We start from the raw sequence: 21,980 nt of genomic DNA on the forward strand, positions 1-21,980 counted from the left end.
CTATTAAGCGTTTTGACCTTTTTTGATCCATTCAGCCACATTGACTGTACGTTTTGCCTGATGTTTCACAGCTGCTTCTGCATCCTCTTGGATTTTTCCATTTTGGTCAACAGTGACACTTACGCCATAAGGGTTGCCCCCTGCACCGTATAAGGAATCATCTGTGTATCCAGGAGCGGCAATAATGGCTCCCCAGTGGAACATCGTCGTATAAAGGCTGAGAACAGTCTGCTCTTGTCCGCCATTTGCATTTTGAGCAGATGTCATCGCGCTGACTGCTTTGTTTGCCAATTTACCTTGGAACCACAAGCCGCCTGTTGTATCTAAGAACTGCTTCATTTGAGCTGGCAGGTTACCGAAACGTGTCGGCATGCTAAAGATGATGGCATCTGCCCACTCTAAATCACTTAATTGAACCTCTGGCACATCCTTTGTTTCGTCTAAATGTGCTTTCCATGCTGGATTTGAAGCGACAACTGCTTCTGGTGCCAATTCAGCAACCTTTAATACTTTGACCTCTGCACCAGCTTCTTTTGCTCCAGCTTCAGCCCATTTCGCCATCTGATAGTTTGTACCTGTTGAACTATAATAAATAATCGCTAATTTTACGTTTTCCATTTGTTCCAGCTCCTTTTGTTTGTTTTGCCCAAAAAGCTTCTGTAAAAATCCCACCTGTATTCCCCACCTTATTTAAAATTGACGACGATACCATAAAGCCGCAGCATCGACTTCTTCTCTCGTTAGCTGATGTCCGCGATTTTCCCAATGAAGTGTAACCGATGCGCCTGCACCCTGGAGCAATTGCTCCAGCTCCTGTGATTCCTCTGGACGGCACATTGGGTCATTTTCACCAGCTGCTATAAAGACTTGTTTCCCCGCTAATGAAGGCAACGAAACCCCGCGTCTTGGAACCATTGGATGATGCAGGATAGCTCCTTTTAAAGCATCCCCATAATGGAATAACAAGCTTCCAGCAATGTTTGCCCCATTGGAATATCCGATAGCCACCACATTGTGACGATCAAACCCATATTCATCAGCTGCTTCGCCGATAAATGTATATAGTTCCTCTGTACGCTCAATCAAATCCTGCTCATCAAATACACCCTCTGCCAAACGTCTGAAAAAACGCGGCATGCCGTTTTCTAATACATTCCCTCTCACACTAAGAACAGATGCATCAGGATCTACTATCTGTGCAAGCGGCAATAAATCTTCTTCTGTCCCGCCAGTTCCATGCAGTAATAACAGGACAGGTCTTTGTTCATTCTTTCCTTTTCGAAAAAGATGCTTCATCATGAATCTCCTTTCCCTTTAACTTCTCTCACTTCAATTGGCAGTACAATTTGTTCAATCTGACTGCGCTGTGCCTCATATTGCGGTGGCAGTTTCAATGCTTCACCCATTGTTTCCACTGATTCGTCGTGTGCAAACCCTGGGGGATCAGTAGCAATCTCAAATAATATGCCGCCAAGCTCTCTAAAATAAATAGCATTAAAATAATTTCGATCTTGCACAGGTGTCACTTGATACCCGCTTTGTGCAATATGTCTTTGCCAATCTAATTGATCCTGATCATCTGTTGCTCTCCATGCAATATGGTGCACAACTCCAACACCCATACGTCCTCGTGGAACAGGCATCTTATTCACATCGATCACATTGCCTATTTCACCAAACGAACGGAATCTCACATAGTCTCCTTCTTCTCCGACTCGTTCAAGTCCCATCGTTTGCTCTAGCAGCTGCATTGTTTGCTCCGGCTGTGATGTTAATAAAACAGCTCCGCCAAATCCTTTAATCGCTACATCTGGTGTGACACCGTTAAATGTCCACTCGTTTTGCTTTCCTTCCGCACGCTCTACTAGCTCAATCAATAAGCCGTGTGGATCTTCAAATGAGAGAAAAGCTTCCCCAAAACGTTCAACCATTTCATAAGAGACATTAAACTGCTCAAGACGATCCTTCCAGAAAGAAAAAGCGCCTGTCGGTACGACATATGTCGTCACGCCCACTTGCCCTGCACCAATTTGACCTTTTTGTGCCCCCGGCCAAGGGAAAAACGTAATAATGGTCCCTGGAGAGCCGCCTTCATTTCCAAAATATAAATGGTATGTGCCCGGATCATCAAAATTCACGGTCTTCTTCACGAGACGAAGTCCTAAAACACCTGCATAAAAATCAACGTTCTCCTGAGGATGACCGACAATAGCTGTAATATGGTGAATTCCTTCTGTTTTTTTCACTTCTAATGACCTCCTAATCATGAAGTAATAAGCCTCTATTCATTATGTCTTTACTGACGTCTTTATATTATCTCGAATTCGAGATATTAGATCAAAAAAATATATTTATCTCGAATTAAGGATATGATGTTTTTAAGTAAATGTCAATGATTTTTGTTTTTCTTTTAAAAAAGCAGAGCTGTTTTGCATGAAACAGCCCTGCTTTCCCTTGATTATTTCAGCAATTTTTTCTTTTTTAAATAGGCCTTCGCTACCTGAAAAGCATCCTTCCCCTTCACATTGACTTCATAATTCATTTCTCTCATCTCTTCGTCTGTAATTTGACCCGCAAGCTTATTGAGAGAGGTCTCAATCTCAGGGAATTCAGTTAATGTCTCCTGCCTGAGCAGCGGTGCTCCTTGATATGGCGGGAAAACATGCTGATCATCATTAAGGACCTTTAATTTGTATTGTCTCAATTCACTGTCTGTCGAATACGCATCGACTAAATTGATATCTCCTTTTTGAATCGCTCGATACCGTAGCTTCGGCTCCATCGTCACAACATCGTCAAAGGAAAATTGATAGGCTTTTTGAATGCCTCGATACCCATCCTGACGATCAGAAAACTCTAAGGTGAATCCAGCTTTTATGCGGTTTTTGATCTTACCTAGATCTGAAATGTTGGACACTTCATATTGATCAGCCAGTGACTGCGGCACGGCTAAAGCATACGTATTGTTGTATGCCATGGGCTCAAGAAGGCGAAGCTGAAAGGACGATTCCAATCCACGCCGCGCTTGCTCATACACTTTTCTTTTATCTGTGCTTTTTGCTGTTTCTTTGAGGAATTCAGAAATCGCTGTACCCGTAAACTCAGGATAAATATCGATATCACCAGAGCGTAAAGCCTGGAAAACAAAGGACGTCTTACCAAGACCGGGCTTCAGGTTCACTTGAATATCTGTATCCTGTTCAATTAAAAGCTTATACATCGAGATCAAAATCTCAGGCTCTGATCCTAACTTCCCACCAATGGTGATTTCTTTCTTTTCTTGCTGAAACAGCGAGGGGGCAGCGACAACTGCTCCTGCAATCAGAGCAAAAACAGTCACAGAGATCACAGTCTTTTTAAAGGAAATTTTCTCAAAGGTACGCAGCACCACATCAAATAGTAGAGCCAGTAAGGCAGCTGGTATCGCACCAATGACAATGAGAGACATATCATTTCGATCAATTCCCAGCAAGATTAAGCTTCCTAATCCCCCAGCCCCGATCAGTGCTGCCAGAGTGGCGGTCCCCACAATGAGTACCATCCCGGTTCGAATACCCGCCATGATGACTGGCATGGCAAGAGGAAGCTCCACCTTTAATAACCGTTTGCGATGATTCATCCCCATAGCAAGCGCCGCTTCTCTCAGAGAAGGATCAACCTCCTGAATGCCTGTATATGTATTTCTTAAAATAGGGAGTAGGGCATAGACCACAAGCGCAATAATCGCAGGTACTTGCCCAATCCCCACAAGAGGAATCAACAAGCCAAGAAGTGCGAGCGACGGAATCGTTTGTAAGACGGCCGTCACCCCGATGACCCACTCCGCTAGCTTTGGAACCCTCGTTAAATAGATACCTAATGGAATAGCAATCAAAATCGCTAAAAATAAAGCAATAAAAGAAATTTGAATATGCTCAAGTAAGGCGTGTCCCAATTGTTCTTTGCGTTCCCATAACACACGGGTCCAATCATTCATGTGACTCGCCCCTCTCTTTAGGAGAATCAGCTAAATACTGAATCACTGCTTGACGATTCACTAGTCCAATCCGCTCTCCATTCTTTTCAACAGCCAATTCCTCGTGCTTTGCCAATTGAGACAAGACTTCATCCAGTGGGGCATGTGCTGAGACCGCCTCATAGGGTAAAAGAGCTTCGTGGGCTATCGGTTGTGCCAAGGTTTCCAGCTCAAAAGCTTGATGTCCCACATGACGGGCAGCCCCTGAAACAAACTCCTGTACAAAGGCATTGGCTGGATGTTGAACCAATTCCTCAGGACGTCCGATCTGCACTACTTTTCCTTCATTCATCACACAAATCCGATCACCCAGCTTCATAGCTTCCTGCATATCATGCGTCACAAAAACAATGGTTTTTTGTATACGGCGCTGCAAATCAAGCAGATCATCCTGCAATTTCTCCCTCGTTAGTGGATCTAACGCACTAAAAGGTTCATCCATCAGGACGATCTCAGGATCAGCTGCAAGTGCACGTGCCACACCGACTCGTTGCTGCTGTCCACCAGAGAGCTCTGCTGGCTTTCGATGCCGATACATAGCAGGATCAAGCCCGACCATCAACATGAGTTCATCGACACGCTGATTGGTCTCATTCCGGCTCCATTGTTTAAGCTCTGGCACCACAGCAATATTTTCTTCTATGGTCATATGAGGAAAAAGCGCAATTTGCTGCAAAACATAACCGATATCCCAGCGCAGCTCATACATATCATAATCACTTATTTTTTGACCCTTTATGTAAATCTCACCTTCTGTAGAAGAAATGAGGCGATTGATCATTTTCAATGTCGTCGTTTTCCCGCTGCCACTAGGTCCAATCAATACAAAAAACTCACCTTTCTGAATCTCCAAATCAACGGATTGAACGGCATAGCGCTCATCAGAAAATTGCATCGATACCTTTTTAAATTCAATCATCTTCCCACGCCCTGACTGCAATTATTTTCTAGACTATCAATATGACAGATCAACCACATATTTGTATAGAATAAACTGTCACTTTTACATACTTCCCTTCGGTTGAGTGTCAAAAACAACTCTAGCAAAAATAGATGAGATTCACAGTGGGGAAAATAAAAAAAGCGAAGAGCTCGGGGCTCTCCGCTTTTAAGTCAACGACTTACTCACCAGTAACGTATGGAAGTAATGCCATTTGACGTGATCTTTTGATCGCTAAAGTCAATTTACGTTGATACTTAGCGCTAGTTCCTGTTACACGACGAGGTAAAATTTTACCACGCTCAGAAACAAACTTTCTAAGAAGATCAACATCTTTGTAATCGATGTGCGTGATACCGTTAGAAGTAAAGAAACATACTTTACGACGTTTCGCACGACCGCCTCTGCGTCCACCTGCCATTTGTTTTCACACCTTTCCTTTAGTCATTTTTTTCAGATCAATTAGAATGGCAAATCATCATCGGAGATGTCAATCGGTTTACCATCGTTCGCAAATGGGTCATCATTAAAGCTATTTCCCTGATTACGATTTTGGTTGTTTTGATTGCCATATGGATTTTGACTTGGTTCATTTCCAAATGGATTCTGATCGTTTTGGCTACCGCCATAATACTGGCCTCCGCTATTGCCACCGCCGCTGTATCCACCTGAACCAGCACCGCCGCTCTTAGGCTCAAGAAATTGAACACTTTCAGCTTGAACCTCTGTCACGAAGACACGCTGTCCTTGCTGATTTTCATAGTTTCTTGTCTGCAAACGACCGTCTACACCGGCAAGACTTCCTTTTTTCAAGAAATTAGCCACGTTCTCGGCTTGTCTTCTCCAAGTAACACAGTTAATGAAATCGGCTTCACGCTCTCCAGATTGATTCGTAAACGTACGATTCACAGCTAGAGTAAACGTGGCTACAGCCGCACCATTAGGCGTGTAGCGAAGCTCAGGGTCTTTTGTTAGTCTTCCGACCAATACAACACGGTTTAGCATATTGAAAGACCACCTTTAAATATATATTTCAATGATTTATACTTCTTCTTTAACAACAATGTGGCGAATGATATCGTCACTGATCTTAGCTAAGCGGTCAAATTCTTGAACTGCTGCAGCGTCAGATTGAACGTTTACGATTTGGTAGAAACCGTCACGGAAATCGTTGATTTCGTATGCAAGACGACGTTTACCCCAATCCTTTGTTCCAGTGATCTCCGCACCGTTAGAAGTTAACACGTTATTGAAACGCTCGATAACTGCTTTTTTAGCCTCATCGTCAACTGTTGGGCGGATGATGTACATAACTTCGTACTTTCTCATCTGATTGCACCTCCTTTTGGTCTAAGCGGCCCTAAACGGGCAAGGAGCAATAAATTATATTACTCACAATTGTATATTATAACAAATTACTTGGCCTATGACAAGAACCTATACATTAAAACGGAAATGAATGACGTCTCCATCTTTCACTACATATTCTTTACCTTCTAGACGAACTTTTCCTGCTTCTTTAGCAGCAGACATGCTTCCGCCAGCTAGTAAATCCTCATACGCAACCGTTTCAGCACGAATAAATCCACGCTCGAAGTCTGTGTGAATGATTCCAGCACATTCTGGCGCTTTCATTCCTTTTTTAAATGTCCAAGCGCGTACCTCTTGCTCACCTGCTGTGAAATACGTAGCTAATCCTAGAAGAGAGTAAGATGCTCTAATTAGCTGATCAAGCCCTGACTCATTAATACCAAGCTCTTCAAGGAACATTTGCTTCTCTTCTCCTTCAAGCTCTGCAATTTCAGACTCGATCTTCGCACAAACGACGATAACTTCAGCGTTTTCACCAGAAGCAAACTCACGGATTTGCTGCACATATTCGTTGCCCTCATGATCCGCTACTTCATCCTCACTCACATTTGCTACATAAAGGACTGGTTTAGATGTGAGTAAATGAAGCTGTTTCACAAGCTTTTGCTGCTCATCAGTAAATTCTACAGATCTTGCCGATTTCCCAGCTTCAAATGCGTTCATTAGCTTCGACAAAATCTCAAATTCAGCTACTGCTTCCTTGTCCTTTTGTTTTGCAAGCTTACTCACACGAGCTAAACGTTTTTCAACTGTTTCTAAATCAGCCAAAATCAATTCGAGATTAATCGTTTCAATATCTGCCACAGGATCAACCTTACCAGCTACGTGTGTAATGTTATCATCTGCAAAAGCTCTGACCACGTGACAAATCGCATCTACTTGTCGAATATGAGAAAGGAATTTATTCCCTAAACCTTCACCTTTAGATGCACCTTTGACAATACCCGCAATATCAGTGAATTCGAAAGCAGTGGGAACTGTCTTTTTCGGCTGCACCAATTCTGTTAGCTTTTGTAAACGCTCGTCAGGAACTTCTACAATTCCGACGTTTGGATCAATAGTACAAAACGGATAGTTAGCAGACTCCGCTCCAGCCTGTGTAATTGCATTAAATAGCGTTGACTTCCCGACGTTAGGTAAGCCAACAATACCAGCTGTTAAAGCCATTCTTTCATCTCCTCTATATCAAACGTGCTCGTTATACTGCGTAATATGAACCTAGAGCAATTATAAGTAGGTTTACATGAAAAGACAAGCTAACCATCATGCATTTTCAATAGAAGAAACATCGTTAAAAAGAATAAATCAATGCTTCAAAACGAGATAATGCACCTGGCTTTGCTGTAGAAAAGACAAATTTAATAAAAAAAGCATGAGGCCTACTTAAGCAGTTGGCTCCTCATGCTTGACGAGAATTTTCTTCATTTTTCGTTCAAAATCTCTTCTTGGGATCATCACGCTGTGTCCGCAGCCTTCACATTTAATACGGATATCCATGCCCAAACGAATGACCTTCCACCGATTGGCACCACATGGATGGGGCTTTTTCATTTCTACAACATCATGTAACCCAAACGCTTTGTCTGCCATCAGCCTTCACCTCTCCTTGCTCACTTCATTGAATCTATTGTACAAAAAAACGGCGATGAAGGGCAATGCACAAAACAAAGAGTCTCTTTCAATCGTTCATCCTATTCTTTTTTAGAGAAAAAACCCTTCTTTTAGATCATTTTATTTGTGACCAATAGTTACTTAAACTCCGTTTTTTTTCAATATTGTCACAAACACTGTAGGTCAAAAGGTTTTTATTGGTAGAACGCGGTGGTTTTTCCATATTTTTTGATTTATGATATCTGCATAAATGTTATGTGAGGGAGCAGGTACGATGGTCAATCGAAAGGATAGATTAACTGATAAAGAATATAAAATCATATCCGATCATGCTGGAAATATCGACAATTACCAGCAGCACCATACGATAGAAATTGGTCAGCAAACACTCACTGTCCACGATTTTCTAAAGATCGACCAAAAATTATATGGTTTAACGATGCAGCCGGAACAATCAGATGAATTCATCGTCGCTTTTCACTGTCCGCTGCCACATCAAACGAGGGTGACATCTAAGCAAGATGTACACAACGTGGCACAGTCATTGCTCAAAACAGACTATGCCTATCCAATTGAAAGAAAGTCCCTTGACGGCAATCAAGACCATGTCTTTTTTAAAGGGAAGGAATACATAGAGAAAGTCTGTCAGAAGCATCCGAATGCAGGTATCCACCTCACTGGACAAGCACTTGCCGGTGCTGTTTGTGCTTATATTGCAACAGAACAGCCAGCTGTCAAAAAAGCCGTTACCTTTGACAGCCCAAATATATGGAGCAGCCTATCGCCTTCGATTCAGCAAAAGGCGCAGCAAGGTCAATATAAACGCATGTTGACTGAATATATTCAGCCTAGTCATTACGTCGGTTTACTCAATCGTCATGATCAAGGAGTTGGGCAAGTCAAGTACACCGTACCGCCACGGCAGCAAGACTCAGTCCAAGAATCCGTTAAATACAAAAAAAGGGAAATTGACACCTTTTTAAAATCAGCTTTTGCATCTATGAATATAGAATGGAACGAATCCTTTGATACAAATGCTTTTTTAGCTCTCGTTTCAGGTGAATTCAAAGCAAATGGATATTCGTTCCATCCAAATGGGTCTGCCCGTATTTTAGATGAACAGCTTGATCATAATACAAGTTTTACAGCCATGCTGCTGCAAGAAATTCATTCTGGACGTGCATATGCACAAAGCGGACTTGAAATTATCATAAAATCCCATTTACTAAAAAATTCATCCTATGATCTGCAAAGCATTATTGAACATGAAGTGCACACTGTATTTGAAAAAATCGATGGAATTGATGAAAGTGTAAAAGACGCCGTCCATCATGTAAAACAAGAGCTTAAAGGACTCGTAGGCTTTGGCCACTATGATTTATTAAGTCATAGTGATGTGGAAGCACTGGTAGACGAAGTGAGGATGGAACAGTCGCATTCCTCCTTTTATTCACACGAAAAACAGCTGAATGCCTTGTACACCCTGAGGGATTACGAACAAGAGCTTTCTGCTCTTTCAAGACATATGTACACAATGGGTGATGACTACGCCAAGGCAGATAGACGCCTTGCAATGCAAATGGGTATTCATTAAGAAAGGAGTCATCGCATGATCAATCAAAATAAGCCTCCTAGTGACGCCCAGCGTTTCTTGCAAAATGTGAGTGCCCGCCGCTCCATGTCTGTATTCGAAAATCAATCGGCACCACACACACAAACACAGTCTCCAGAAGAAATGGCCGCCATTCAGGCCATGCGCAGAGAAGGACAGCGAAAGGATCTAAAACGGCTGCTCAAAATGCGGCTGCACGACGAATTAGCAAATACTCGCGTGCACTTGGAGTATCAATTGGCTAAAACAGAAGACATGATAAACCAGACGACCATTGTCAAACAACACATTTCCCAGCATTTAAAGGGACAGGCCATTTCAGAATTAGAGGATCGCCTCCAGCGTCTCAAGCAAATGCCTGTCTATGATGATATCAAAGAAGCTATTGATTCAATTCAGATCAAATAAGCACAGCTCTAAAAAAGAGAGGTGCTTATTTTGTTTTATCAATATAATTTTTAGGACGAGAAAATATCTTTTTACTTAAAATCGGATACAGCATTAAACAGACGAGCAAATAAAGATTCAACAAACTATAAATTGGATACAAGAAAGCAATCAAATCAGCAAATCCAAGAGATGTTAAAGGAGCCATCAAAAGAAGCATCACCAATACAACCAGCCAGCGAGGCATTCGTACAAAAGAAAGCATCCGGCTTGATAATCCAAATAAACCTGCTGCCGTCGTCGTATAAATTGCTAGACAAAGGACAACGGTCATAAACACAAATAAAGAAGTCGGCGCCCCTTCTAATACTGTAAACAAAGGAATTCCCTCTGATGAAAGGCTTCCAGAAATATCAACCAGTATTTCGTTATACACATACGAGATGACACCAAAAATAAGACCGCTTAATATACTCGCCACCTTGGCTTCCCCAAGCCCCTTCATTTCTTTCCCAACCGAAGACAGCACTGCCACGACAGATAATATATTCAAAGAAGCAAAGACAATGCTGGCAGGCCAATTGTACTGCTGCCCAAAATCAATACGCCACATATGATCATGATTCATATAATAAAAAACAAACGCATAGATGAGCCCCGCCACCAAAATTGGTATAATGAAAGCATTCACAGATAAAAGCCCTTTCACATCCCAGAAAAAAATCATAAATGAAAACAAACAAAACGCGCCGATGCCAATCCAAAAAGGCACATGATACATCTCAAGAGTCACCCCGCCGCCGGCAATCATGACCGTCGTTGTCGTGAATAAATATAGGACAATTAAAACGTCATACACCTTAGCCAGCCATGGACCGACAAGCCGTTCCAGCACTGGAACAAAGTGATCGGCACGCACCTCATAACTGATTTTTAACACCACATAGGTAGAGAGCATAAACATCAATGTAAACAGTAGAATGGCTAGTCCGCTATCAATGCCAAAAAACTGCCAAATTTCCTGGCCGGAAGCATATCCCGCTCCTATTAAGCTTCCTAAAATTAAAAGCGTCCACCTTGAACCAGCCTTCCACACAATCATCACCTCATAGGTATAGAATTAAGCTTGTTTCCGTATACTGTTACTAACTACTATGACAAGGAAGTGAGACCTATGAATAGCAAGAACGGTCTTTTTTTTAGAAATAGGGTAAAAGAATACGTGTCCCATACGGATACAAACGCCATTCAACAGCTTAAAAGTATTTTATTCTCGCATCTTCAGAAAGCAGGAAAAAGACCCGTTGCCATCGTCTGTATTGGAACAGACCGCTCAACTGGCGACTCTCTAGGTCCACTTGTTGGTACAAAGCTTTCAGGTCTGGATTTGAAAAAGCTTCATGTATATGGAACACTCTCTGACCCAGTGCATGCGGTCAATTTAAAAGAAAAACTCGCTGAAATTGAACAAGCTCATAAACACCCGTTTATTGTAGCGGTTGATGCCTGTTTAGGAAGAGTGAAAAGTGTCGGTTCCTTCCAAATTGGTGATGGTCCGTTAAAGCCTGGAGCTGGTGTCCAAAAGGAGCTGCCAGAGGTAGGAGATATTCATATTAATGGGATCGTCAATGTGAGTGGTTTCATGGAATACTTCGTCCTCCAAAACACACGTCTTCATCTTGTCATGTCTATGGCCAATACACTTTCTGAAAGTCTATCTCACATTGACCAAATGGATTGGACGAGAGAAAAAAGCCGGTCTCTCTTCACCCCTATTCAAAATATCACTGGAAGAATATAAAAAAGACCATCTCATATCAAGATGGTCACTCTGATGATTCCCTCGTAGAAAGCAATTCAAGGATTCTTTCTAAATCTTCATTCGAGAGGAATTCAATCTCAATTTTCCCTTTTTTCTTCTGTTTCTTGATCGTCACGGAAGTACCAAAGTAGTTTTGTAAGAAAGACTCTCTTTCTTTCAACACTCGATCCTTTGGTGCTTCTTTTTTCTTTGTTTCACGTGGAACATTTTCGTTTAACTGCTGAACAAGTTTTTCAACCTGTCGTACGTTTAACCCCTCATCCACGATTTTCTTTACCAAAGGCGCCAGCTTCTTTTTGTTCTTTAAGCTGAGCAATGTGCGGCCATGTCCCATTGATAACGTTCCATTTGCAATCAGCTTTTGGATGTCATCCGGTAAAGTCAACAGACGGAGATGGTTCGCAATATGCGGTCTGCTTTTCCCTAATCGCTTCGCTAATTCCTCTTGCGTCACACTTAGATGATCCAGCAAGGAAGCATATGCTTCCGCTTCCTCTAGTGGAGAGAGATCCTCACGCTGTAGGTTTTCTAAGAGGGCAATTTCTCTCATCAGTGTTTCTGAAAACTCTCGAACGATTGCAGGAATTGTTGTCAGACCAGCTTGTTGTGCTGCGCGGAAACGGCGTTCTCCTGCTACTATGTCATAACCTTTAATCGATTTACGAACAATGATCGGCTGTAAAACCCCGTACTGCTGAATCGATTCTTTCAGATCAGACAATGCATCATCATCAAACGTTTTCCTTGGTTGATACGGATTCGGACGCAAATCCTTTAATTTGATTTCTTCAACCGTTTCTTCATTTGATTCTACATTGTTAAATAGTGCATTAATACCCTTTCCAAGACCTTTAGCCATTCGCATCCACTTCCTTTGCTAAGTCTAAATAGACATCTGCACCTCTTGAACGTGGATCATACAAGATAATCGGCTTTCCATGACTAGGCGCTTCACTCAGCCTCACATTTCTCGGAATGACGGTTTGATAGACTTTATCTCTAAAGTACTTCTTCACTTCTTCGATTACCTGAATACCAAGGTTTGTTCGGGCATCAAGCATTGTCAGCAAGACACCTTCAATGGCAAGATCGGTATTTAAATGTTTCTGCACGAGACGAACTGTGTTTAACAATTGGCTCAATCCTTCAAGCGCATAATATTCGCACTGAACTGGTATTAAAACGGAATCGGATGCAGTTAACGCATTAATCGTCAGCAGTCCAAGTGATGGCGGGCAGTCAATAATCATATAATCATAATTCTGCTTAACAGATTCAAGTGCTCTCTTCAGCCTCACTTCACGTGAGATTGTAGGCACAAGCTCTATTTCAGCCCCTGCAAGCTGTATTGTCGCAGGAATGACATCAAGATTTTCGACCTCTGTCGTCTTAATCACATCAAGAACATCTGCATCATCAACTAAAATATCGTACACACACTTTTCTACGTCGGCTTTCTCAATCCCAATACCACTCGTGGCATTGCCCTGCGGATCAATATCAACTAACAACACTCGTTTGCCTATGTATGCTAAACACGCACCCAAATTAACAGAAGTTGTCGTCTTCCCGACGCCGCCCTTCTGGTTGGTAATCGCTATGATTTTCCCCACGATGTCACCCACTTTCAACTTAACAAGTTTCTCATTCATTCATACTTTCTATTCTATCAAAAAAAGTATGAAACGTTTGCTTTTTTTGTTTCCCTATTATAAATTCGTCGGTGAATGTGCCTTTTCGTACATAAAAGGAAGAATGAAAACGCATCGAAAAAGTATATTGATATATCTTTTTGGATGTCTGAATTCAATTGTACGGCATTTACTCACAAGGCTGGGTTATTGTTTGTCCACAAGTCATAGTTCTTCGGATCAGCTTCAGCAATCATCAAGTGGATCGTTCCCTCTTGGTGCGAATGCTGTACAGTCACTTCTTTAGACATACCGCTTTGTTTCATCATGTTTTTATCATTTCATTTGCAAAAGCAAACAGTAAATAACAAATGATAACAAAATGATAATAAAAAGATTTACAAAAAAAGCTGACGAGAGGCGCTCATCAGCTTTTTTCTATTTAGGAATTCGAATCGTTAATTGGATATATTCCTCAAACTCTTCTTCCTCGGTATTTATTTTAAGTCCGCTGTCTTCTACCATGTGGAGAGACTGACGAATGGTATTCATCGCAATTCGTGTATCACGACTAAATGCCTTACGTTTTGGCTTCGGTTTGCGATCCGTTTTTTGTTCAAGCATCTTCACTACACGCTCTTCAGTCTGTTTCACATTCAACTGCTTTTCGATGATTTCCTGCAATAGCGCGATTTGTAATTCTGGAAGCTTTAGGGGCACAAGTGAACGTGCATGCCTTTCAGAGATTTTTTTCTCTAAAATGGCTTGTTGTACCTCTTCAGGCAACTTTAAAAGTCTTAATTTGTTTGCAACAGTTGATTGTCCCTTGCCTAAACGCTGAGCAAGCGCCTCTTGTGTTAAATCATGAAGCTCTAAAAGACGTGCATAAGCATGAGCCTCTTCAATAGAAGACAGCTCTTCTCTTTGCAAATTTTCAATCAATGCCACAGATGCCGTTTCCGTATCAGTAAAATCTTTTATAATAGCGGGGATTTTCTCCCATTGAAGAGTCTGTACCGCCCTCCAACGTCTTTCGCCGGCGATCAGTTCATATTTTCCTTCTTCTTCTGTTGGTCTAACAACAATCGGTTGGATAATGCCATGGGTATGAATCGTCGTGGCCAGCTCTTGTATCTTTTCTTCTGAAAAAATGGTGCGTGGCTGAAAACGGTTTGGCATAATTGTGTCGACCGGGAGCTCCTGTATCTCTTCCTTTAATGTATCATGCTCAGCAATCTCTGCTTCTATTTCGGTTTCACGCTCAGGATGTTCTTTGTCTCCAAGCCCGAAGAAGCGTGAGAGTGAATGCTTCATGAACCTACACCACCTTTAAAAACTACCTTTTTATAATTCTATTTTCTCATGTTTTTTCCTTCTGTAAAATCATAAATATTGAAGAAAAACCGACCTTTTACATGATCAACCTTCTATTGGTGATTTATTAGGTGTTCCTGGTTTTCTAGGATATTTTTTTGGTGTTTGCTTTTTCTTTTCAATGACAATGATGTTCCGTTCGCTTTCTTCTAAAGGAAGAACAAAGGAATGCTTTTCAACAACCTCTCCTCCGAGAACTGTGACAGCTTTTTTCCCTGCTTGCATTTCTTCATCAGCGGCAGATGCTTTTAAGGCAACAAACAATCCTTCTTTTTTCACTAGAGGCAGACATAGTTCGCTCAAGACGGATAAACGTGCAACTGCTCTAGCAGTGACAAGATCATAGCTTTCACGCTTTTCCTTACGTTGTCCAAACGTTTCCGCACGATCATGATAAAAAGTAGTATCTTGTAAGTTTAATCCTTTTGCTAACTCATTGAGAAACGTAATTCGTTTCTGAAGAGAATCAACAATGGTCACATGTAGATGAGGGAAACAAATTTTAAGAGGAATGCTTGGAAAACCAGCACCAGCTCCAATATCACAAATCGTCGTCACTTTGTGAAAATCAATAAAAAATGCTGCTGATATTGAATCATAAAAATGCTTTAAATACACTTCTTCCTTTTCAGTAATGGACGTTAAATTCATTTTCTCGTTCCATTCTACAAGCATGCGGAAGTAGGTTTCAAATTGTTCAAGCTGCACAGGAGAAAGAGTGATCCCTTTCTCCTCTAGTGCTGCTGTAAATTGTTCAATGTTCATGCCGACATCCTTTCTATTCTGCTATCTTCGCAATACGCCCCTGCTCTAAATATACTAAAAGGATAGAAATATCAGCAGGGTTAACGCCTGAAATACGAGAAGCCTGTGCAACAGAAAGCGGTCGGACTTCTTTCAGCTTTTGTTTCGCTTCAGTTGCAATCCCTTTGATGGCATCATAATCAATACGATCAGGAATCTTTTTGTTCTCCATCTTTTTCAGTTTTTCAACTTGCTGGAGTGACTTTTCAATATAACCTTCGTATTTAATTTGAATCTCTACCTGCTCACACACATCAGAAGGAAGCGGTGTTTCAGCAGGAGCTAATTTCACAACAGATTCATAATTCATTTCCGGACGCTTCATTAAATCACTTGCACGAATGCCGTCCTTCAACTCACTTCCACCGAGTGAACGAATAAATTCTTGAGTCTCTGCTGTAGGTTTAATGATGACAGAATATAAACGTTTTTTCTCTGCTTCAATGGCTTCTTTTTTCTGCTGGAATGCTTGGAATCTTTCTTCAGAAATTAATCCAATTTGATAGCCAAGTTCAGTTAATCTTAAATCAGCATTGTCATGACGTAGAAGTAGACGATACTCAGCACGTGATGTCAAGAGACGGTATGGTTCATTTGTTCCTTTTGTGACAAGGTCATCGATGAGGACACCGATATATGCATCAGATCGGCTTAAAATGACTTCTTCTTTACCTAATGCTTTTCTTCCTGCATTAATACCTGCCATAATCCCTTGACCTGCTGCTTCCTCATAACCAGACGTACCATTAATTTGGCCGGCTGTATATAATCCAGAAATTTTCTTCGTCTCAAGTGTAGGCCACAACTGAGTAGGCACAATCGCATCATACTCGATGGCATAACCCGCTCTCATCATTTGAACATTCTCGAGTCCTGGGATGGTTGAAAGCATGCGCTGCTGTACATCCTCCGGAAGACTTGTAGACAATCCTTGAACATAAACTTCCTGTGTATTACGACCTTCTGGCTCTAAGAAAATTTGATGTCTCGGTTTATCATTGAAACGAACCACTTTATCTTCAATGGACGGGCAGTATCTAGGGCCAGTTCCTTTAATCATACCTGAATACATTGGAGAACGGTGAAGATTCTCATCAATAATTTGATGAGTCTCTAAACTCGTGTATGTTAACCAGCATGGCAGCTGGTCAGTAATATATTCAACCGTTTCATAGGAGAATGCCCGCGGGACATCATCACCTGGTTGAATTTCTGTTTTACTATAGTCAATCGAGTGGCTATTCACTCGAGGAGGCGTTCCTGTTTTAAAGCGAACCAAATCGAATCCTAGTTCTGCTAAATGATCCGATAATTTAATGGAAGGCTGCTGGTTATTTGGACCACTTGAATACGATAAGTCTCCTAAAATGATGCGGCCTTTTAAGAAAGTCCCTGTCGTTAATACAACAGACTTTGCACGATAGTTCGCCCCCGTTTGAGTAACAACACCTTTACATTCATCATCTTCTACAATTAAATGATCTACCATACCTTGCAGCATTGTCAGGTTTGGTTCATTTTCCATTGTTTTTTTCATTTCATGCTGATATTGGAACTTATCTGCTTGCGCTCTTAACGCACGGACAGCAGGTCCTTTCCCCGTATTCAGCATGCGCATTTGAATATGCGTCTTATCTATATTTCGTGCCATTTCTCCGCCTAGAGCATCAATTTCTCTGACGACAATCCCTTTTGCGGGGCCGCCTACGGACGGATTACATGGCATAAAAGCAACCATATCGAGGTTGATAGTCAATACAAGTGTTTTGGCGCCCTGTCTTGCAGAAGCAAGAGCAGCCTCAACTCCAGCATGACCGGCACCCACGACGATTACGTCATAATTGCCAGCTTCATAACCCATGTCTTATGTTCCTCCCTTTACTTTCCTAAACAGAATTGAGAGAATAACTGATCAATCAAGCTTTCATGAACAGCATCCCCAATAATTTCACCCAGCTGTTCCCAGCAGCGTGTTAAATCTATTTGAACTATGTCGATCGGTACATCCATTTCAATTCCTTCAAGAGCATCCTCAATGGATTGTTTTGCTGCCTGAAGAAGGGCAATATGCCTTGTGTTACTTACATACGTTAAATCTCCACTTTCAATTGAACCCGTGAAGAATAATGATTGAATCGCAATTTCGAGCTCATCAATCCCCTTTTCTTGTAATAATGATGTAGTAACCACCGGACGATCCTTCGCTAACTGCTTGACCTTTTCGATATCAAGCTTAGGCTCAAGATCTGTCTTATTCACGATCACGATGATATCCATGCCTGAGACGGCCTCAAATAGTTTGATATCCTCTTCTGACAATTCCTCGCTATAATTGAGCACAAGTAAAATCAGGTCAGCTTCTTTTAAGACCTGTCTAGATCGTTCAACCCCTATACGCTCAACAATGTCCTCCGTCTCACGTATACCCGCAGTATCGACTAAACGAAGCGGTACACCTCTAACATTTACATACTCCTCAATGACATCTCTCGTTGTTCCAGGAATATCCGTTACAATCGCTTTTGTTTCCTGTACAAGACTATTCAACAAGGAAGACTTCCCAACATTCGGTCTTCCAATAATAACAGTGGATAAGCCCTCGCGAAGTATTTTCCCCTGCTGAGAAGTCGTTAGCAGTGACTCAATTTCCTTTTTCACTGATGTTGCCTTTTCAACTAAAACTCGATGCGTCATTTCTTCAACATCGTCATACTCAGGATAGTCAATATTGACTTCAACATGAGCCAGAGTTTCCAATATCTCACCGCGAAGTCGTTTAATCAAACCGGAGAGTCGTCCCTCCATTTGAGTAATCGCTACATTCATCGCACGATCTGTCTTTGCACGAATCAAATCCATTACCGCTTCAGCCTGTGAAAGATCAATTCTTCCATTTAAGAAAGCTCGTTTTGTAAACTCACCTGGCTCCGCTAATCTTGCTCCTTCTCTTAAAGCAAGCTGCAGTACTTTATTGACCGTTACAATTCCGCCATGGCAGTTAATCTCAATAACGTCTTCTCTCGTAAATGTTTTTGGTGCTCGTAATACTGACACCATGACCTCTTCTATGACTTGCTCAGTGCTAGAGTCCACAATATGACCATAATGAATCGTATGTGAATCCACCGATACAAGTTTTTTCTCCTTAGGCCCTTTATACATCCGATCAGCAATCTGTACCGCATCAGGCCCGCTTAAACGAATAATCGCAATTGCTCCTTCACCCATCGGTGTAGAAATTGCTGCAATTGTATCCATCACTCATTCACCTCTTTCTCTACTTAATAAACAGTCTGTTATCTATTAAATGGACATTGTCCATCTCTATATCAAAAACGCTTAATCCAAAATTTAAAGATACCATAAATGAAAGCGAAGTGAAAGTATCCCATATCTAATTATCCACAGCTTTGCATCTTATCTATTTTAACACTTAACTTATCCACATGTGAATAACGACGTTTGAAACTTGTCTTCACATCTTACACCTAAATCCAATAAATTTAAACGCCCTGATCCCTATACTTACTTGTTAAATTGGCGTTTTGCACCCATATCACACACTCATTTTTTAGAAATAGAGGATGAATCCTCTATAAAAAGCAATTTTTCAATAAAAAAAGACTAAAATCCAGCTTTGCTGAATCTTAGCCTTTCTGCTATTTTTTATACAGCACCACAACATGACGTTTGCTGCCTGTATCTTCAGATGCCGTTTCAAGTTCTTTAGAGAATGCAGCAATCGCATCATGAACAATTTTTCGTTCATTCGAAGGCATTGGTTCTAAATGAACCTTTCTCTTCGTTTTTAAAACCCGATTTGCTGTTTTGACTGCATATTGTTCAAGTGCTTCTTGTCGTTTCTTCCTATAATCACCAATATCAATTGTTATATGATGATACTGATCAGAATAACGATTAAACACTAGCTGTACCAACGTTTCTAAAGAGTACAGTGTTTGGCCTCTTTTTCCAATCATTAATGACGTTTTATCTCCATCAATGTGGTAAGAAATCTTTTTCGGTTCCTGTTTGGAAATAATCTTTGCTTTAGGATCAATAGACTTAACAATTTTATCTAAATACTGTGTAGCTAATTTAAATGCATTTATCTTTTCTACTAACTTGACCACAGCTTGTCTTTTACCAAATAATCCTAAAAACCCTTTATTTCCTTCATCTACTATTGTGATTTCTACTTCTTCTTGTAGTAGCTGAATTTGTTTAAGTCCGGAATCTACTGCTTCTTCGATTGTGCGACCGACAGCAGTTATTTCCTTCATTTTTTATTCCCGCCAGCTTTTTCTTTTGTATCAACTTTTACTTGAGGTGTTTTAATCACCAATGTTTGAATGATCATGAAAATGTTACCTACAACCCAGTACAATGAAAGTGCTGCTGGGAAACTAATTGCAAACACAACGATCATAATCGGCATCACCCATAACATGATAGCCATTTGAGGGTTGTCCGAAGGATTTCCAGCCATCATCAGCTTTTGCTGAATGAAAGTAGCTACACCCGCAATAATCGGTAATAGGAACAATGGATCTGGGCTGCCTAAGTCAAACCATAAGAATGTATGCTTTTTAATTTCTGCTGTTCTCATAATTGCATGATAGAAACCAATAAGGATTGGCATTTGAATTAAAATTGGGAAACAGCCTGCTAATGGATTGACGCCATTTTTTTGAAAAAGGGCCATTGTTTCCTGCTGAAGCTGCTGCTGTGTTTTTTGATCTTTAGAGCTATACTTTTCACGAAGCTTTTTCAATTCAGGCTGTAATGCTTGCATCGCTTTTGTACTTCTTAACTGTTTAATCATTAATGGTAAAATAAGCAAGCGAATTAATAGTGTCACAATAATAATCGCTACACCATAGTTTTCACCAGTTAAGTTTGCCATGTACGTGATTAATTGAGATAGCGGGTAAACAATATAAGAATTCCAGAATCCCTTACTATCTGATGTAATTGGTTCATTGATCTGTGTACATCCTGCCAATAAAACCAATACGCCAATCAAGCTAAATATTAGTAATAATCGCCTTTTCAACAAGATTCCTCCCATTACTTCAAACTTTATTTAAGTTGGAATTGATTAAGAAAGTGACTCACCTAATCAGTATGGTAACATTTTTTCTTTGCAAAGTGGTGGTTTCATTTTAATTCACTAGATGAAGGAAGCGCTTTTAAAAATTGATTCAACGAAAGTTTCTATTACGAAGACTTTTTCGGTTGTTGTTGATAAACAGCGGATTTTCTAAATAAATGTTGGAGAGACTTCTTTGTTTCTTCAAAGGTCAATTCACTCGCTGGTTTTCGTGCAATGACAATGTAGTCTTTTTCTTGCTTTAACTTATGGCCTTCCTCTAAAAACACCTGACGGATCAGACGTTTTATTCGGTTTCTAATCACTGCATTACCAATCTTCTTACTGACAGACAATCCTAGACGCAGTTCAACTTGATTTGGCTGATCCAGCTGGTAAATAACGAATTGGCGATTTGCCATTGATTGACCTTTTTTGAACACCTTTTGAAACTCTTCATTTTTTTTTAGCCTGTTTCGCTTCTTCATGTTTTCTTCCACTCCGATAAAAACTGACAGTTCATTTACGATTTTATGTAAAAAAGACCACTGACATTATTCAGTGGCCTAAGCTGATAATTTTTTTCTACCTTTGCTGCGGCGTCGCTTTAAAACTAGACGTCCGTTTTTAGTACTCATACGGCTGCGGAAGCCATGAACTTTACTACGCTTACGGTTATTTGGTTGAAACGTTCTTTTCATTTATGACACCTCCCTGAGGAATAGCTGTTTAAGACAGTCTAACTCATTATATTTGTGTAACCCATCGATTGTCAATATCAATGATAAAACTCTTATTATCAACCTTATAAGCATAACATAAGTTATCAAACGAAGAAACCTTCTTTTTTAGTTTCCAGCATTTTATTCTTTTTTTCCTCCTAAAAGACCTTCAAAACAAGAATGTGGATATTTTTCCGGCATATTTAGACTATCCACACCCATTATCGACATTTTTTTCACACAAATAACCGATGTGGATAATTATTTTTCAACAGGATGTAAAGTGTGTGGATAAGTTTGTGACACCCATTGCACCTTCTTGTTTATTTTGATATTATATTTGTGTTTTAACTCTTAATTACTTATCTGGCCCATTTATATTATCCACAATTTGTGGATAACCTGTGGAAAGTTATTACACAGCCTGTTGAATTGTTTATCCACAGCTTGTGTAATTTGTCGAAAAGACGTTTTTCTACTATATTAATTGTTTTCAACAATGTATGTGCACGAATGGTGATGACCATTTGCTCTTTTTCGTGTTCTATAACAGTTTGATACTGGTCATTTTAAAAAGAAAAGGAGGGGGGAGAAGCCTT

General features: G+C 40.6%; 25 protein-coding genes. 3 read left to right on the forward strand and 22 right to left on the reverse strand.

What is annotated here, in order from left to right; translation table 11 throughout:
* Positions 1–3: 3 nt before the first annotated feature.
* From wrbA to MHI23_RS19005, 10 genes are all read right to left on the reverse strand, one after another.
* A complete protein-coding gene (gene wrbA / locus MHI23_RS18960) occupies positions 4–618 on the reverse strand; it encodes an NAD(P)H:quinone oxidoreductase (RefSeq protein WP_034283654.1) in 615 nt (204 codons plus the stop codon).
* A 72-nt stretch (positions 619–690) separates the two neighbouring features.
* Complete coding sequence (locus MHI23_RS18965) at positions 691–1,299, reverse strand: alpha/beta hydrolase (RefSeq protein ID WP_034622294.1); 609 nt, start codon at positions 1,297–1,299, stop codon at positions 691–693.
* On the reverse strand, positions 1,296–2,267 hold the full coding sequence (locus MHI23_RS18970; RefSeq protein WP_245207199.1) for a ring-cleaving dioxygenase: 972 nt from the start codon (positions 2,265–2,267) through the stop codon (positions 1,296–1,298). The genes MHI23_RS18965 and MHI23_RS18970 overlap by 4 nt, the downstream gene beginning before the upstream one ends.
* Before the next feature lie 191 nt (positions 2,268–2,458).
* Positions 2,459–3,976 (reverse strand): osmoprotectant update ABC transporter permease/substrate-binding subunit OpuFB, encoded by a 1,518-nt coding sequence (gene opuFB / locus MHI23_RS18975; protein ID WP_327827997.1) that lies wholly within the window; start codon positions 3,974–3,976, stop codon positions 2,459–2,461.
* Positions 3,969–4,934 (reverse strand): ABC transporter ATP-binding protein, encoded by a 966-nt coding sequence (locus MHI23_RS18980; protein ID WP_125587576.1) that lies wholly within the window; start codon positions 4,932–4,934, stop codon positions 3,969–3,971. Before MHI23_RS18980 ends, opuFB begins: the two co-directional genes overlap by 8 nt.
* Positions 4,935–5,136: 202 nt before the next feature.
* Positions 5,137–5,376, reverse strand: coding sequence for a 30S ribosomal protein S18 (rpsR, locus tag MHI23_RS18985; protein WP_008359105.1), 240 nt, complete (start codon positions 5,374–5,376; stop codon positions 5,137–5,139).
* A 41-nt stretch (positions 5,377–5,417) separates the two neighbouring features.
* Positions 5,418–5,960, reverse strand: a complete 543-nt coding sequence (gene ssbA / locus MHI23_RS18990) for a single-stranded DNA-binding protein SsbA (protein ID WP_007497456.1) — start codon at positions 5,958–5,960, stop codon at positions 5,418–5,420.
* A 36-nt stretch (positions 5,961–5,996) separates the two neighbouring features.
* Positions 5,997–6,284: a 30S ribosomal protein S6 gene (gene rpsF, locus MHI23_RS18995; RefSeq protein ID WP_024424058.1), complete on the reverse strand. Its 288-nt coding sequence runs from the start codon at positions 6,282–6,284 to the stop codon at positions 5,997–5,999.
* Between the two features lie 108 nt (positions 6,285–6,392).
* Complete coding sequence (ychF, locus tag MHI23_RS19000) at positions 6,393–7,493, reverse strand: redox-regulated ATPase YchF (RefSeq protein WP_024424059.1); 1,101 nt, start codon at positions 7,491–7,493, stop codon at positions 6,393–6,395.
* Between the two features lie 216 nt (positions 7,494–7,709).
* Positions 7,710–7,916, reverse strand: coding sequence for a DUF951 domain-containing protein (locus tag MHI23_RS19005; RefSeq protein ID WP_008347561.1), 207 nt, complete (start codon positions 7,914–7,916; stop codon positions 7,710–7,712).
* Between the two features lie 295 nt (positions 7,917–8,211).
* Here MHI23_RS19005 and MHI23_RS19010 point away from each other — a divergent pair, with 295 nt between their 5' ends.
* Both MHI23_RS19010 and MHI23_RS19015 read left to right on the forward strand, forming a co-directional pair.
* The gene (locus tag MHI23_RS19010) at positions 8,212–9,531 is read left to right on the forward strand and encodes a hypothetical protein (protein WP_041118454.1); all 1,320 of its coding nucleotides are present in this window, start codon (positions 8,212–8,214) and stop codon (positions 9,529–9,531) included.
* Positions 9,532–9,546: 15 nt separating this feature from the next.
* On the forward strand, positions 9,547–9,957 hold the full coding sequence (locus MHI23_RS19015; protein ID WP_024424061.1) for a hypothetical protein: 411 nt from the start codon (positions 9,547–9,549) through the stop codon (positions 9,955–9,957).
* A gap of 25 nt (positions 9,958–9,982) precedes the next feature.
* Here the strand turns inward: MHI23_RS19015 and MHI23_RS19020 are convergent, their stop codons facing one another.
* On the reverse strand, positions 9,983–11,038 hold the full coding sequence (locus MHI23_RS19020; RefSeq protein WP_080652961.1) for a hypothetical protein: 1,056 nt from the start codon (positions 11,036–11,038) through the stop codon (positions 9,983–9,985).
* Positions 11,039–11,110: 72 nt separating this feature from the next.
* Between MHI23_RS19020 and yyaC the strand changes: the two genes are divergently transcribed.
* Positions 11,111–11,737 carry a spore protease YyaC gene (gene yyaC / locus MHI23_RS19025; protein WP_024424063.1) on the forward strand — a complete coding sequence of 209 codons (627 nt, stop codon included), beginning with the start codon at positions 11,111–11,113 and terminating at the stop codon, positions 11,735–11,737.
* 25 nt (positions 11,738–11,762) lie between these two features.
* Here yyaC and MHI23_RS19030 read toward each other — a convergent pair whose 3' ends face one another.
* From MHI23_RS19030 to rpmH, 11 genes are all read right to left on the reverse strand, one after another.
* Positions 11,763–12,617 carry a ParB/RepB/Spo0J family partition protein gene (locus tag MHI23_RS19030; RefSeq protein ID WP_342492184.1) on the reverse strand — a complete coding sequence of 285 codons (855 nt, stop codon included), beginning with the start codon at positions 12,615–12,617 and terminating at the stop codon, positions 11,763–11,765.
* On the reverse strand, positions 12,610–13,371 hold the full coding sequence (gene soj, locus MHI23_RS19035; RefSeq protein ID WP_008360890.1) for a sporulation initiation inhibitor protein Soj: 762 nt from the start codon (positions 13,369–13,371) through the stop codon (positions 12,610–12,612). Before soj ends, MHI23_RS19030 begins: the two co-directional genes overlap by 8 nt.
* Positions 13,372–13,583: 212 nt before the next feature.
* Positions 13,584–13,718, reverse strand: a complete 135-nt coding sequence (locus MHI23_RS19040; RefSeq protein WP_254964772.1) for a hypothetical protein — start codon at positions 13,716–13,718, stop codon at positions 13,584–13,586.
* Between the two features lie 109 nt (positions 13,719–13,827).
* Positions 13,828–14,703, reverse strand: coding sequence for a nucleoid occlusion protein (noc, locus tag MHI23_RS19045; protein ID WP_024424067.1), 876 nt, complete (start codon positions 14,701–14,703; stop codon positions 13,828–13,830).
* Positions 14,704–14,808: 105 nt separating this feature from the next.
* Entirely contained in the window at positions 14,809–15,528 is a 720-nt protein-coding gene (gene rsmG, locus MHI23_RS19050) for a 16S rRNA (guanine(527)-N(7))-methyltransferase RsmG (protein ID WP_024424068.1), read from the reverse strand.
* 13 nt (positions 15,529–15,541) lie between these two features.
* Positions 15,542–17,428, reverse strand: a complete 1,887-nt coding sequence (gene mnmG / locus MHI23_RS19055; RefSeq protein ID WP_024427650.1) for a tRNA uridine-5-carboxymethylaminomethyl(34) synthesis enzyme MnmG — start codon at positions 17,426–17,428, stop codon at positions 15,542–15,544.
* A 17-nt stretch (positions 17,429–17,445) separates the two neighbouring features.
* On the reverse strand, positions 17,446–18,825 hold the full coding sequence (gene mnmE / locus MHI23_RS19060) for a tRNA uridine-5-carboxymethylaminomethyl(34) synthesis GTPase MnmE (protein ID WP_024424070.1): 1,380 nt from the start codon (positions 18,823–18,825) through the stop codon (positions 17,446–17,448).
* A gap of 401 nt (positions 18,826–19,226) precedes the next feature.
* Complete coding sequence (jag, locus tag MHI23_RS19065) at positions 19,227–19,850, reverse strand: RNA-binding cell elongation regulator Jag/EloR (protein ID WP_163114520.1); 624 nt, start codon at positions 19,848–19,850, stop codon at positions 19,227–19,229.
* Positions 19,847–20,629 (reverse strand): YidC family membrane integrase SpoIIIJ, encoded by a 783-nt coding sequence (gene spoIIIJ / locus MHI23_RS19070; RefSeq protein WP_087976621.1) that lies wholly within the window; start codon positions 20,627–20,629, stop codon positions 19,847–19,849. The genes jag and spoIIIJ overlap by 4 nt, the downstream gene beginning before the upstream one ends.
* A gap of 158 nt (positions 20,630–20,787) precedes the next feature.
* On the reverse strand, positions 20,788–21,147 hold the full coding sequence (gene rnpA / locus MHI23_RS19075) for a ribonuclease P protein component (RefSeq protein WP_024427652.1): 360 nt from the start codon (positions 21,145–21,147) through the stop codon (positions 20,788–20,790).
* A 78-nt stretch (positions 21,148–21,225) separates the two neighbouring features.
* A complete protein-coding gene (rpmH, locus tag MHI23_RS19080; protein WP_073208224.1) occupies positions 21,226–21,360 on the reverse strand; it encodes a 50S ribosomal protein L34 in 135 nt (44 codons plus the stop codon).
* Positions 21,361–21,980 lie beyond the last annotated feature (620 nt).

The organism is Bacillus sp. FSL M7-0003, assembly GCF_038628485.1.
Classification (GTDB): Bacteria; Bacillota; Bacilli; order Bacillales; family Bacillaceae; genus Bacillus; species Bacillus safensis.

Bases quoted from the DNA above. Each gene is read 5' to 3' on its own strand.
- MHI23_RS19015 (WP_024424061.1), top strand. From the start codon at position 9,547: ATGATCAATCAAAATAAGCCTCCTAGTGACGCCCAGCGTTTCTTGCAA.
- rpsR (WP_008359105.1), bottom strand. From the start codon at position 5,376: ATGGCAGGTGGACGCAGAGGCGGTCGTGCGAAACGTCGTAAAGTATGT.
- rpmH (WP_073208224.1), bottom strand. From the start codon at position 21,360: ATGAAAAGAACGTTTCAACCAAATAACCGTAAGCGTAGTAAAGTTCAT.
- rsmG (WP_024424068.1), bottom strand. From the start codon at position 15,528: ATGAACATTGAACAATTTACAGCAGCACTAGAGGAGAAAGGGATCACT.
- noc (WP_024424067.1), bottom strand. From the start codon at position 14,703: ATGAAGCATTCACTCTCACGCTTCTTCGGGCTTGGAGACAAAGAACAT.
- mnmG (WP_024427650.1), bottom strand. From the start codon at position 17,428: ATGGGTTATGAAGCTGGCAATTATGACGTAATCGTCGTGGGTGCCGGT.
- MHI23_RS19010 (WP_041118454.1), top strand. From the start codon at position 8,212: ATGGTCAATCGAAAGGATAGATTAACTGATAAAGAATATAAAATCATA.
- wrbA (WP_034283654.1), bottom strand. From the start codon at position 618: ATGGAAAACGTAAAATTAGCGATTATTTATTATAGTTCAACAGGTACA.
- MHI23_RS18980 (WP_125587576.1), bottom strand. From the start codon at position 4,934: ATGATTGAATTTAAAAAGGTATCGATGCAATTTTCTGATGAGCGCTAT.
- MHI23_RS18965 (WP_034622294.1), bottom strand. From the start codon at position 1,299: ATGATGAAGCATCTTTTTCGAAAAGGAAAGAATGAACAAAGACCTGTC.
- ychF (WP_024424059.1), bottom strand. From the start codon at position 7,493: ATGGCTTTAACAGCTGGTATTGTTGGCTTACCTAACGTCGGGAAGTCA.
- MHI23_RS19020 (WP_080652961.1), bottom strand. From the start codon at position 11,038: ATGATTGTGTGGAAGGCTGGTTCAAGGTGGACGCTTTTAATTTTAGGA.
- MHI23_RS18970 (WP_245207199.1), bottom strand. From the start codon at position 2,267: ATGATTAGGAGGTCATTAGAAGTGAAAAAAACAGAAGGAATTCACCAT.
- rnpA (WP_024427652.1), bottom strand. From the start codon at position 21,147: ATGAAGAAGCGAAACAGGCTAAAAAAAAATGAAGAGTTTCAAAAGGTG.
- MHI23_RS19040 (WP_254964772.1), bottom strand. From the start codon at position 13,718: ATGATGAAACAAAGCGGTATGTCTAAAGAAGTGACTGTACAGCATTCG.
- ssbA (WP_007497456.1), bottom strand. From the start codon at position 5,960: ATGCTAAACCGTGTTGTATTGGTCGGAAGACTAACAAAAGACCCTGAG.
- rpsF (WP_024424058.1), bottom strand. From the start codon at position 6,284: ATGAGAAAGTACGAAGTTATGTACATCATCCGCCCAACAGTTGACGAT.
- mnmE (WP_024424070.1), bottom strand. From the start codon at position 18,825: ATGGATACAATTGCAGCAATTTCTACACCGATGGGTGAAGGAGCAATT.
- MHI23_RS19030 (WP_342492184.1), bottom strand. From the start codon at position 12,617: ATGGCTAAAGGTCTTGGAAAGGGTATTAATGCACTATTTAACAATGTA.
- jag (WP_163114520.1), bottom strand. From the start codon at position 19,850: ATGAAGGAAATAACTGCTGTCGGTCGCACAATCGAAGAAGCAGTAGAT.
- yyaC (WP_024424063.1), top strand. From the start codon at position 11,111: ATGAATAGCAAGAACGGTCTTTTTTTTAGAAATAGGGTAAAAGAATAC.
- opuFB (WP_327827997.1), bottom strand. From the start codon at position 3,976: ATGAATGATTGGACCCGTGTGTTATGGGAACGCAAAGAACAATTGGGA.
- MHI23_RS19005 (WP_008347561.1), bottom strand. From the start codon at position 7,916: ATGGCAGACAAAGCGTTTGGGTTACATGATGTTGTAGAAATGAAAAAG.